Here is an 11,211-nt window from a genome sequence, read left to right as displayed (position 1 = left end):
GGCGAAAGTAGTGGCCATGAGCCAGCCCACGAATACCAGTACAGCTAGCGAGACCGACATCGCAGCTGCTGCGGACCGCCTCGCAGCCGCCATCGCGAGCGGCACTCCCTGCGCGCCCGTGCGCGATCTGATCGGCGCCGACGACCTCGTCGCCGCCTACGCCGTCCAGCGCCGCGTCGACGAAATCCGTCGGCAGGCGGGGGCCGTGGTCGTAGGCCGCAAGATCGGCCTGACCTCGGTGGCAGTCCAGCAGCAGCTCGGTGTCGACCAGCCCGACCTCGGCGTGCTGTACGCCGACATGGAGTTCCCCGCGGGCGGCGCCATCCCCATGAGCCGTTTGATCCAGCCCAAGGTCGAAGCGGAAGTTGCCTTCGTGCTCGGTGCCGACCTCGTGGACGGACCGCTGGACAGTGCGCAGGTGCGCGGTGCGATCGACTACGCCGTCGCCGCGATCGAGATCTGCGACAGCCGCATCGAGTCGTGGGACATCAAGTTCGGTGACACCGTCGCCGACAATGCGTCCTCGGGCGTGTACGTCCTGGGAACCGAACGACGCACCCTCGACGAGGTGGAACCCGCCGGCGTCGTCATGTCGATGTCCGTCGACGGCACCGAGGTGTCCACCGGCGTCGGAACCGCCTGCCTGGGCGATCCGATCGAAGCCGTCGTCTGGCTCGCCCGCACTGCACGTGAGTTGGGGCAGCCGCTGACCGCAGGGCAGGTGATCCTGTCCGGCGCTCTCGGCCCCATGGCACCGGTCACCGCAGGCAACGTAGTCACCGTGACCGTCTCCGGGCTCGGTTCCGTCACCACCAGTTTCTCCAGCGAAGAGGACAACGCATGAGCAAGGTCAAGGTCGCGATCATCGGATCGGGCAACATCGGCACGGATCTGATGATCAAGGTGCTGCGCAACTCCGACTACCTGGAGATGGGCGCGATGGTCGGTATCGACCCCGCGTCGGACGGCCTCGCTCGCGCGGCGCGTCTGAACGTGCCGATCACGGCAGAAGGCGTCGAAGGCCTTGTCGGTCTGCCGAACTTCGACGAGATCGAGATCGTCTTCGACGCCACCTCGGCAAAGGCTCACGTGGCCAACAACGCGCGGCTGGCTCCCCTCGGCAAGCGCATGATCGACCTGACGCCTGCCGCGATCGGACCGTACGTCGTACCGGCTGTCAACGCGGACGAGCACTTGGACGCACCCAACGTCAACATGGTGACGTGTGGCGGCCAGGCCACCATCCCGATGGTTGCCGCTGTTTCTCGGGTCGTCCCGGTGGCGTATGCGGAGATCGTCGCGTCCATCGCCTCCAAGTCGGCCGGCCCCGGAACGCGCGCCAACATCGACGAGTTCACCGAGACCACGTCCGAGGCGATCGTGGCAGTCGGCGGCGCTCGTCGCGGCAAGGCCATCATCATCCTCAACCCCGCTGAGCCGCCGCTCATCATGCGCGACACGGTCTTCTGCCTCGTCGACGCACCGGACCCGGCTGTTCACGACGAGATCCGTCAGTCGATCGAGAAGATGGTCGGCGACGTCTCCGCGTATGTCCCCGGCTACCGGCTCAAGCAGGAAGTCCAGATCACCGAGATCCCGGCCGACCAGCCCGTCGAGACGTTGCTCGTCGACGGCAATCGCCCCACCCACCAGGTGTCGGTGTTCCTCGAGGTCGAGGGCGCGGCACACTACCTGCCTGCGTACGCCGGCAATCTCGACATCATGACGTCCGCCGGAATGCAGATCGCGGAGCGCATCGCCCAGCAGAAGGAAGCAACCAAGTGAGCAACCGCAAGATCTTCGTCCAGGACGTCACCCTTCGTGACGGCATGCACGCTGTCCGCCACCGCATTTCGCCCACCGACGTCAAGCGGATCGTCACAGCTCTCGACGCTGCCGGCGTCGACGCGATCGAAGTAGCACACGGTGACGGCCTCGCCGGCGGCTCGCTCAACTACGGCCCCGGCTCGAACACCGACTGGGAATGGATCGAAGCAGCGGCCGAGGTACTCGAGCACGCTCGTCTCACCACGCTGCTACTTCCGGGTGTCGGCACGATCAGTGAACTCAAGCATGCCTACGACCTCGGTGTTCGCTCGGTTCGCGTTGCCACGCACTGCACCGAGGCCGACGTCTCCGCGCAGCACATTGAAACCGCCCGCGAGATCGGCATGGACGTCTCGGGCTTCCTGATGATGAGCCACATGGCGCCGGCCGAAGAACTGGCGAAGCAGGCCAAGTTGATGGAATCGTATGGCGCGCACTGCGTCTACGTCACCGACTCGGGTGGACGTCTGGTGATGAACGACGTCGCGGATCGTGTTCGTGCATACCGCGACATCCTCGACGAGGGCACCGAAATCGGTATCCACGCCCATGAGAATCTCTCGCTCTCGGTTGCCAATTCCGTTGTCGCAGTGCAGAACGGCGTCACCCGCGTCGATGCTTCGCTTGCCGGTCACGGCGCCGGTGCCGGCAACTGCCCCCTCGAGGCCTTCATCGCCGTCGCCAACATCGAAGAGTGGGAGCACGGCTGCGACCTGTTCGCCCTGCAGGATGCCGCCGACGACATCGTCCGACCGCTGCAGGACCGGCCGGTCCGCGTCGATCGCGAAACCCTCACTCTCGGCTACGCCGGCGTGTACTCGAGCTTCCTGCGCCACGCCGAAGCTGCGTCGGAGCGCTACGGAATCGACGTTCGCACACTGCTGCTCGAAGCTGGACGCCGCCGTCTGGTGGGTGGTCAGGAGGACATGATCGTCGACATCGCGCTCACCCTCGCAGCGCAGGCGACAAAGGAAGCAGTCTGACGCGCTGCCGAGTTCGCTGACACCCGAGTCCCGCTCCCGTCTCCGGACGGGGGCGGGACTTCTCAGTTCCGCTGAGAACATTTCGCCTCGCTGTCATACGCGCGATCAGCCTGAACCCGCCGGCAGAGTACTCGAACAGTTGATCGGGCCCTTCCCACCGCGCCTCCGACTGCTGGAACTGAACCTTTTCCGCTGCAGTCGAATTCAGAGAGACTCGTCATCCGAGTAAGATCCGTCTACCGCGAGGAATTCGGTACGGATTCAGTTTCCGAGCACGGGGAGGTCCGCTCAACGTTCATCGCGCCCCACTGCTCGTTGGGACGCGGACGGTAGGCTTCGTCGGCATTCCGGTCCACATACCCAAGTGCGCGGTGTGTGGTGGACAAGTACTTCCAGGGTTGAGGATGGACGCTACCGGCAAGTGCTCCGCCTTCTGTGAGTTAGTTCAGACAGGGGCGTACCCGGCGATTCGGATGATCGCGTCGACTGTCGCGGTTCTCGTGCCACCGGGCCAGAAGGCTTTGAATTCCTCCGATTTGGTCAACATGCAGCGACGTTGGGTACATGCGGTGAATGCGGCGCGGCTCGCAGTGGGCCGTTATGTCACCAGATACGACGCCCGATTGCGGCACTCGACTTGCAGCTGCCGCAATCTGTCGACCAGACAGAGCTTGCTCAGGCGATCAACCGCCTAATCGATTACTCCGCGCCCAACGCCCAGGTCACGTTCCATCCTGCGCAGAGGAGAGCATTGCAGCGATCCACACGCCGGCCTCCGCTGACAGATCGGTAACCGATCCTTCTTCAGGTTCGTCCAGTGCATCGGACGCGAGCTGTCGGATTGCGTATACCGCGCCCACATATGCACTGAGGGGTGCGCGCGGGTTACCGGGAGAGCGCTCGCGCTCTGACTTCAATGCCTGCGCCATGCCCACCAGCGCCGCTCGGCGTTGTACACGTGCGCGTCGCCCAACAGTGTCCATCTCCACCTGGAATGCCCTCGCCACCACAGGATCTGCATTCAAAGCACTCAAGTAACCGTCGACCACCACTGCGATGGTTCGATGATCCCAGGCGAAGGATGCGGTCGGCAGGACATCACGAATGCGGTTGAGCAATACTTCGATGAACCGACCGTAGGCAGCGAACACGCACGCATCTTTGTCGGGGAAACATTCGTAGAAGGCCGCGGGTGAGACCTTCGCGCGCTTGGCTATCCGACGGACTGCCACGCCCTGATATCCGGACTCCGCCATCAACTCAGTTGTCGCGATCATGAGCCGCTCACGCTGAGCGGAAAGGACCTTGTCCCTACTCAACTCGTGCCTGCCTCGAGGCAGGTCCGCCGGAGCACTGAAGAAGACACCCTCCGTGATTCTCGAAGTCAAGACCACACCTTCCCCTGCCGCAGACACGAACCGATCCAGTGAGAGTAGCCAATGAAGGATGAGGGAAAACGATGAGGGATGACCGGATGCCAGGCACACCGTGCGTACTGACGTGCTCGTTCACGTCAGCGCAACGATTGGTGAAACAGCCAGTTCAGATCTTTGAGGGGAAGGTTCCTAGGTTGACGACATCACCCTGATCGAGTTGATGATGTCAGGCTTAGTGCCGGAATTTTGTCACGCGCATCTGTGAACTCATGCTGAGTGTGGCGATGGAGTCCGGCCACACAGTTACGTCGATCACGCTGGGTTACCTAGCCGCCAGGAGTTCGGAACACATTATGGCGCAACAAATTCAGGATAGAATTGACGCATCCTGAGTGCTGCCTACGTTTGTGTTGCACCGCCACGTGCGTGACGTATGCGCCATTAGCTGGTGGCCTCGGATATTCTCGACGATCCCGAAGGGGGCATTCTGCGTTGGGTCCGATGCAGCACCCTTGATCGAGGTTTACTCCTCGTGAAGTCGAACGAACTTTGATATCGGATTTCCACCTCGCCGCCTGTTCGGCGTCGACTCCACTGCCATCCGATAGTGACACAGGCCACCCCGACACTGTATAAAAGAATCGCACGTAACTTTTATAGCTCGAAAGCCGGAGACCCCATGATCCTTGACCGTGCGATACCGACTCTCGCGACCGCCGCCACACTCGCCGACACGTGCCCCGCCACGTCAGGCGCAGTGCTGTCGTCCAGTTCGTCGGGTTCGTTCGCCCGTGTCGTGGCCTACCCCGAGTCCGCGTCTACGTACAGGACACGGGGTCATCGTGACAGCTCGAGCTCGCAGGACTCCCAGCGCTGGAGATGCAGGGGACCAGCCTTGACCGTCACGCGGACTCAGTAGCGATCGTCAACCCGAGATAGTAAGGACCCCAAGATGAACGACGAAACACATAGCAAAGCACTCAGTCGCCGCCGCATGATGCAGATGGCTGGGGCGGCAGCCGCCGGTATCGGACTACCATTGGCCACGCATAATTCGGCTGCGGCCGATCTGATTCCCAAAGCATCAACTCCAGGCACCTCGCCCGGCGACGTGTTCTCTGAGAACGCCCTGATGAGTGACGTAGAGACGATGACGTCCTTTGGCTGGCGCCGTCCGGGATCTCCCGCAGTTCGCGACGCGGCGCGATGGGTGCGCGAGTCATTCGAGCAATCCGGGCTCCAGACCCACACCGAGGAATGGGATTTCGATGTGTACTACCCGAGCGTGTGGCACGCGAAGGTAACCAATGCGGCGTCCCCTGCCCCGGCGTTGCCGTGGGAAACGAACTCGTACCCGATCTGGTACACCAGTGCAGGACAGGTCGAGGCCGAGGTTGTCCACGTCGGTGCCGGAACTGCGCGCGACTTCGACCGTGTCGACGTCAGAGGCAAGATCGCAATGGTCGAATCCGTATATCTGATCAATGTGATGAACACCGATGGAATGCTCGATGCATACGAGTCAGCCGTCGCCCACGGCGCCGTCGGCTACATCAGAACTGCCGATGCTCCGAACAATCTGACGCGGCTGACGCACGGAAAAGGTATCGACAAGAACACCTTTCGACAGAGAACGGAAGCGTCGATCCCAGGGCTTGTCCTGGGATCGGATGACTTCAACGCAATCCGCACCGCTCTCGGTGGCGGACCGGTGACCATGTCGCTCGAGATTCGGACCGAGAATCCCCCCTTCGGTGGAACCCGCTCCGTTACCGGGGGATCGTTGGGCCCTGGAACTCACGAGCTGCGCGCAGTCATGGAAGACGTCGTGGGTGTACTTCCCGGGGTCAGTGACGAAATTGTTCTCATTGGCGCGCATTACGACAGCACCTACGGCGGCGCAATGGATAACGGCACCGGTGTTGCGGGCATGTTGGCGCTGATGCGTCATTACGCAGCGAAAGCCAGGAGCGAGCGTCCGAGAACATTGGTGTTTCTCGCGGCAGGAGGTCACGACTGCGGGGACTTCGACCTCACGCACTTTATGCAAACCCATCTAGAGGACATGCTGCCGCGCGTGATCACGTTCGCATGGCTTGACCACCTCGCCGCCGCGGGCACCATTCGTGTGACCCAGTCCTCGGTCGATATCCCCACCGGGCTGGACGAGATCAGGGGCGTACTCGGCTCTTTCAATCCTGTGTTGCTGAACCTCGTACTTCAGGAGTGCGTTCAGAATGGAGTCGTCCCGCCCATTCCGCTCCCGATCAAGTCATCTCTGGCGCGAGTCCCCGATTTCGTCCCGAGCTTTGACATAACGACAGCGCATTCGCGGTATCACACGATCGAAGACACGATCGACCGGATCCCTCCGGCCTCACTTCGGCAAATGACCCTCGTCCTGAGAGACGTTGTAGACGCGCTGCACACTGTCGATAGTGATCTGATCCGAAACGCTCAACCCGTCGGCGGTGACGGCAACTCGACACCTGTTCGAGGCGCAGTGCGTGGATGTTGCTGAGACGAATCAAGAACCTCGACGGGCTATGACACTGAGCCGACACCGCGCCGTGGATGCAGATCAATCACCCTGTTCGGCAATCTCATCGGCTCAGCTGGACGAAGCCCGTCGCGGCCAGAGCGATTGCGGGCGAGGGTCTCCGGCAATGTCGCGCCCCGTGCCCTGACCGAACTGGAGATCCTCGAAATCATCGGTCGGTTCGTTACCGCGTCGGCGGTGGCCGAAACCGCCGAGTTCGACGGAGTAAAGATCCATGCCGCGCCCGGCTACCTCGTCGTCACCCAGTTCCTGTCGCAGCCGGCCTCGCTGATCGAAGCAACCGTCCCATCTGCCGAGGAATGCCACGTGGTCGTCGTCACACTCTACCGCTGCGGCGAGTAGTCGGTCGGTGCTTCGTTTCCAGGATTGGCGTCCATAGCCTTGAGTCCCAGCGGCAACGTCGACGCGTGCGACCAGAGAGGCTGGTCACTCTCGATGTGAAACCAATTACCCTCCGCTTCAGACAGATTCAACTTCGGCGAGACCTATCGTCTTCACCGGGAACTCTATTCCTTGTTACAGCGTCACCGGCCGGTCGAACCGTCGATCAGTTCGCGGAGGATGTCAGCGTGGCCGGCATGGCGTCCGGTCTCTTCGATCATGTGCACGAGCGCCCAGCGGACACTGGGAGCGGGTCGTTTCGCCCCCGGTCGCGGGATGGGCGCGGCAAGATCTGTGCATCCGTCGAGAACTGCGTTGGCACGCTCGACCGTCTCGCGATAGCGACTGACGACACCGTCCACGCTGTCTTCCGATGACGGCTGAAACGTCGCTTTCCAATCCGTCACGTTTTCTGCGAGAAACATCGATCGTTCGACAAAGATCAAGTGATTGACCAGCCCGAGCAAGGTTGTCCCCGACGGAACAATTGTGGTGCACACCTGAGGTTCCGGAGCACCCTCGACCTTGGCAGCGATCGAATCACGCAAGTAGTCGAGAAACGCGCGTGGCGTATCGACCTCGCTGTTTCCGGCCCGGGGCGGTGGGGCATCACGGCGGCTGCGACGCGACGCTGCCATGGTGGTTCTCCTTCCTCGGTGAAGAACGACATAGAGGCTTCATTCCTGGGTGGGCAGAACCGATCCTTCCGAATTCACTCCGATCCCGCATCAAATTTTGCTGTTGCGGCAAGGGCCGGCTTCATCGCCGGTATCACCGCGCCGAATGCAGGTCGTGCACAAGTTGGGGCCTCCGCAACTTGCCGACCTCGAAAGGCCACCGCCGCAGCGGATAGGCGAGACGAGCCACGAAATAATTGGCGTACTCGGCGACGCCGAAAGCCCACACCGCCACGACTCCCACAGCCGCGCCGGAGTGATCTGGTAGCCAGATGACAACGCCGAGAAGAACTATCGCCAACAAGAGAACATCGAGGACCCGAAACACGCGGTAGAGCGCTGCGAGGCGGACCGGCATCGGTGCCTGCTCGACCCAGCCTCGCGCAAGCAGCCAGTAGACACCTGCTTGTACGAGTATCACAAGCAGTGGGGCCAGCGCCGACCACAACGCAGCGGAGTCTTTCGGACCTTCGAGCCGAGGCATCACGACGCCGACAGCCACAGCGGCAAATACGGCCGCGGCCGCCAGTTCGCCGAGGCCGAGGCTCAGGTACCTGCGTCGCAAACTCTTTCGCCGTTGATCTACCACGCAAGAAACCCTATCCGCCGATCACTCCGCAGCGGGTGCGCAGCAGCTGCAGGGCTTTGCCTAAGATCGATCGAAAGGCAGTCACGTGTAAAGAGGTTGTGGTGTGTGATGGTGCGATTGGCCATGGTTACGTTCGATGCAACGGATGCCCGATCACTTGCCACCTGGTGGTCGGAGCGATTCGGCGAGGCGAGTACCGATGGTGACGAAGATTTCCTGACGGTGACGGCCCCGGATCTCCCACTCACTCTCGGTTTCCAACGGATCGATCAGGCTCGCAGCCAAAGGAATACGGTTCACCTCGACTTCGACCTCGAACCGCAGGATCCTCCGCGGGACGAGGTCGTCGCGACGTTTGTCGCGGCAGGAGCAGCCCACATCGAGCGCCATGAGTCGGGCGGATCAATTTGGGACGTGTTGGCGGATCCGGCGGGAAACCTTTTCTGCGTGGGTGATCCGCATTAGGGTCTGTCCGACAACCAGTCCGAGATCGAGTCCACTGCTCATTCGGCAAAGCTTGAAAGTGCGTCACCCGCACAGCCGTACATGCATTCGTTCGCATACGGTCGGGTGTGTCCCAGCGGCAACCCAGACTGGAATGTCCGCTGTGTCAAATCTGCCGACAGGGGGGCTGGACGGGTGGGATCGCCTGACTTACTGGGTCTGACGGCCTCGCTGTCGTCGTCGACGCTTGTCCTCGCGTTCGTTGCCGGGATTCTTCCGCGAGTCGTCGGTGATGAACCGAATCCCGTTGTCGGCATACGCACGAAGGCGACGATCTCGAGCCCCGAGGCGTGGCAATTGGCCCATCGGATTGCGTGGCCCCTTCTACGCCGGACGGTGTGGACAGCCGTAGTGGGACTGTGCATGCAGGTCGCCATCGGTGTCGTGACAGGTTTCGGATCTGTGGTGTCGGCTGTCGCCTCAACAGTCGTGTTTCTAGCGGTGCTCCTTGTCCTGCTCTGTGCAGCGTTGAAGGGCAACGCCGCGGCAAAATCGTTGCGGCGCTGACCACCCGGGCCCGCATTTGTCAGAGGTGCCCTAGTTCTCCGATTTCAGTTCCCGATACGCGGTCGTTCGCGCCGGCGTGGTCCACGGTCCCGCATCTCGAGGATCGCGGCTGCCGTGGACGCGACCGTCTTGTCGTTGTCGCGTGTCAGCCGGGCGAGCGCTTCCCGGGCCGCCGCGCCGGGAATCTCAGCGAGTGCCTGCGTGATTCGCAACCTCGTCGGGGCGTCGTCAGTGCCGTCGAGTCTTGCCTGCACGGCATCGACGACCTCACCGCTTGTCGGTGAGTGCTCCGCGAGAAGACCGAGCACCTCTCCGGCCTCGACGTCGCGTCGCCCGTCGGCGACCATCTCGAGAAGAGCGGGCATCGAGACGGCCTCTCCGCGAGATCCGAGGGTGAGAGCGGCATCAGCGCGGACTATCGCGTCCGAATCATCGAGAGCTCGCTTCAGCGCCCGAGTTGCTTCCTCGGTGTGGATCCCGGAGATGGCCGACGTCGCGCGGCGTCGAACCTCGACGTCCTCCGATTCGAGGCCCTTCGTGAGACCTGCAAGGCCCGCACCTTCGGTCCTCGCCAACGCCCACTGCAACGCTCCGGCCACGTTGGCATCCTTCTCCGACAGGATGGCCTCGACGAGTGCGTCGACGGGCAACGCCGCATTCAGCTCCTGCGACAGGATCGCTTGCTGACGATGGGCAGCGAACTCGGATTCGAGTGCACGCAACAGCGAGACCATGCGTAGGACGTCGTCCCACTCCGAAGGGGCGCTGGCATCGACCCTTTCGAGTTTGGTCAGCAATTCCTCCTCCGCCGCGATCCGTTGCCGAGTGTGTTGCATAAGTTCACCCACCAAATCGGCCGGCGCGAAGTCGGGTTCGTCCAGTGCACGCTTGGCCTCGTTCAACGAGAGCCCCAACGTCCTCAAGCTCTCGACGTGGAAGAGTCGACGGATGTCGTCGGCGGAGTACTCCCGGTAACCGCTGGACGTGCGGCCCGTCGGCTTCACCAGTCCCAAGGTGTCGTAGTGACGCAGCATCCGTGTGCTGACACCACAACGCCGCGAGACCTCGCCGATCAACATCCGTCTCCCCTTCCTACGCGTCCGGGCCGATTGCCGCGACGCGCTTCGCCAACTCGTGAGAGAGTGCGAACCCACCGTCGGGGTCGTGCCAGAGTTGCTTTGTAGCATCAGCATGCGCCCGGACACGCGGATTCGGGCTCATACCGGCCGCGTCGAGCACCGGGAGTACAGCCTCGCCGAGTCCTGTCAGAGCTCGACTGAGACTGAGCTGCATCTGCAGTTCACCCCGCCCGAGTTCGGTCGCCAGATCCGCTGCGAGTGCACCCTCGACTCCTGCCGGCACGAGTGCCACTGCGGCGCGCCACGCACTGCGCACGACCTCGTCGTCCTGGTCGTGAACCAGCGCAGAGACCGCGGGCCAAGCGGTCGGATCGCCGATCTTGGACAAGGTGTGGAGCGCCTGACTGCGGGCTTGCGAACCATCGGACCCGAGCTCACGGATCAGCTTCGGTACCGTGATTTCGGCCGGCAGGCGGCACAACGCCCAGGTCAGCATGTCGCGGACGAAGAAATCCGGCTCGACGGCACACCGATCGACCAGGGCAACCGTCAGCTCAGGGTCCGGGCGCGTGCCGACAGCGAGCGCGGCGCGCAGCCGAACCGAGGGATCAGCCGCGGCCAATGCGTCGACGAGGTGAGCATTCTGTCCACCATGGTTGGTTGTGTTCACGACAACCACCTCCTTCGTCGACCATTGGAGTCCTTGTCACTGTGTCAAGGTCAAGCGT

General features: G+C 62.5%; 12 protein-coding genes. 7 read left to right on the top strand and 5 right to left on the bottom strand.

Annotation, left to right across the window (positions count from 1 at the left end; translation table 11 throughout):
• The first annotated feature begins 16 nt into the window (after nucleotides 1-16).
• From ABH939_RS23465 to dmpG, 3 genes are read left to right on the top strand one after another with little or no spacing between them, the layout of a single operon-like run.
• Nucleotides 17-844: a 2-keto-4-pentenoate hydratase gene (locus tag ABH939_RS23465; RefSeq protein WP_007735684.1), complete on the top strand. Its 828-nt coding sequence runs from the start codon at nucleotides 17-19 to the stop codon at nucleotides 842-844.
• Nucleotides 841-1,785, top strand: a complete 945-nt coding sequence (locus ABH939_RS23460; RefSeq protein ID WP_003943168.1) for an acetaldehyde dehydrogenase (acetylating) — start codon at nucleotides 841-843, stop codon at nucleotides 1,783-1,785. Before ABH939_RS23465 ends, ABH939_RS23460 begins: the two co-directional genes overlap by 4 nt.
• Nucleotides 1,782-2,810 (top strand): 4-hydroxy-2-oxovalerate aldolase, encoded by a 1,029-nt coding sequence (gene dmpG, locus ABH939_RS23455; RefSeq protein WP_020909650.1) that lies wholly within the window; start codon nucleotides 1,782-1,784, stop codon nucleotides 2,808-2,810. Before ABH939_RS23460 ends, dmpG begins: the two co-directional genes overlap by 4 nt.
• A gap of 722 nt (nucleotides 2,811-3,532) precedes the next feature.
• Here dmpG and ABH939_RS23450 read toward each other — a convergent pair.
• On the bottom strand, nucleotides 3,533-4,198 hold the full coding sequence (locus tag ABH939_RS23450; protein ID WP_054782007.1) for a TetR/AcrR family transcriptional regulator: 666 nt from the start codon (nucleotides 4,196-4,198) through the stop codon (nucleotides 3,533-3,535).
• Nucleotides 4,199-5,138: 940 nt separating this feature from the next.
• On the opposite strand from ABH939_RS23450, the gene ABH939_RS23445 reads away from it, so the two are divergent.
• Both ABH939_RS23445 and ABH939_RS23440 read left to right on the top strand, forming a co-directional pair.
• The gene (locus tag ABH939_RS23445) at nucleotides 5,139-6,707 is read left to right on the top strand and encodes a M28 family peptidase (RefSeq protein WP_058038443.1); all 1,569 of its coding nucleotides are present in this window, start codon (nucleotides 5,139-5,141) and stop codon (nucleotides 6,705-6,707) included.
• A 123-nt stretch (nucleotides 6,708-6,830) separates the two neighbouring features.
• Nucleotides 6,831-7,088, top strand: a complete 258-nt coding sequence (locus tag ABH939_RS23440) for a hypothetical protein (protein ID WP_058038444.1) — start codon at nucleotides 6,831-6,833, stop codon at nucleotides 7,086-7,088.
• A 182-nt stretch (nucleotides 7,089-7,270) separates the two neighbouring features.
• Here ABH939_RS23440 and ABH939_RS23435 read toward each other — a convergent pair whose 3' ends face one another.
• Both ABH939_RS23435 and ABH939_RS23430 read right to left on the bottom strand, forming a co-directional pair.
• Nucleotides 7,271-7,765, bottom strand: a complete 495-nt coding sequence (locus tag ABH939_RS23435; protein ID WP_058038445.1) for a DinB family protein — start codon at nucleotides 7,763-7,765, stop codon at nucleotides 7,271-7,273.
• Between the two features lie 133 nt (nucleotides 7,766-7,898).
• Nucleotides 7,899-8,393: a hypothetical protein gene (locus ABH939_RS23430; protein WP_333821897.1), complete on the bottom strand. Its 495-nt coding sequence runs from the start codon at nucleotides 8,391-8,393 to the stop codon at nucleotides 7,899-7,901.
• Nucleotides 8,394-8,516: 123 nt separating this feature from the next.
• Here ABH939_RS23430 and ABH939_RS23425 point away from each other — a divergent pair, with 123 nt between their 5' ends.
• Together ABH939_RS23425 and ABH939_RS23420 are read left to right on the top strand one after the other, a co-directional pair.
• Entirely contained in the window at nucleotides 8,517-8,858 is a 342-nt protein-coding gene (locus ABH939_RS23425) for a VOC family protein (protein WP_198402560.1), read from the top strand.
• A gap of 174 nt (nucleotides 8,859-9,032) precedes the next feature.
• Entirely contained in the window at nucleotides 9,033-9,404 is a 372-nt protein-coding gene (locus tag ABH939_RS23420) for an SdpI family protein (protein ID WP_047272349.1), read from the top strand.
• Nucleotides 9,405-9,448: 44 nt separating this feature from the next.
• Here ABH939_RS23420 and ABH939_RS23415 read toward each other — a convergent pair whose 3' ends face one another.
• Together ABH939_RS23415 and ABH939_RS23410 are read right to left on the bottom strand one after the other, a co-directional pair.
• Nucleotides 9,449-10,483, bottom strand: a complete 1,035-nt coding sequence (locus ABH939_RS23415; RefSeq protein ID WP_209448092.1) for a HEAT repeat domain-containing protein — start codon at nucleotides 10,481-10,483, stop codon at nucleotides 9,449-9,451.
• Nucleotides 10,484-10,496: 13 nt separating this feature from the next.
• Nucleotides 10,497-11,162, bottom strand: a complete 666-nt coding sequence (locus tag ABH939_RS23410; protein ID WP_404650215.1) for a HEAT repeat domain-containing protein — start codon at nucleotides 11,160-11,162, stop codon at nucleotides 10,497-10,499.
• Between the last annotated feature and the right edge of the window lie 49 nt (nucleotides 11,163-11,211).

The organism is Rhodococcus sp. 27YEA6, from assembly GCF_044908235.1.
Classification (GTDB): Bacteria; Actinomycetota; Actinomycetes; order Mycobacteriales; family Mycobacteriaceae; genus Rhodococcus_F; species Rhodococcus_F qingshengii.
Note: the sequence above shows the minus strand (reverse complement) of the source record. Positions and strands in the feature narration are given on the sequence as shown.

Excerpts from the sequence above, each read along its gene's own strand:
- ABH939_RS23415 (WP_209448092.1), bottom strand. The coding sequence starts at position 10,483 with ATGTTGATCGGCGAGGTCTCGCGGCGTTGTGGTGTCAGCACACGGATG.
- ABH939_RS23435 (WP_058038445.1), bottom strand. The coding sequence starts at position 7,765 with ATGGCAGCGTCGCGTCGCAGCCGCCGTGATGCCCCACCGCCCCGGGCC.
- ABH939_RS23460 (WP_003943168.1), top strand. The coding sequence starts at position 841 with ATGAGCAAGGTCAAGGTCGCGATCATCGGATCGGGCAACATCGGCACG.
- ABH939_RS23445 (WP_058038443.1), top strand. The coding sequence starts at position 5,139 with ATGAACGACGAAACACATAGCAAAGCACTCAGTCGCCGCCGCATGATG.
- ABH939_RS23465 (WP_007735684.1), top strand. The coding sequence starts at position 17 with ATGAGCCAGCCCACGAATACCAGTACAGCTAGCGAGACCGACATCGCA.
- ABH939_RS23425 (WP_198402560.1), top strand. The coding sequence starts at position 8,517 with ATGGTTACGTTCGATGCAACGGATGCCCGATCACTTGCCACCTGGTGG.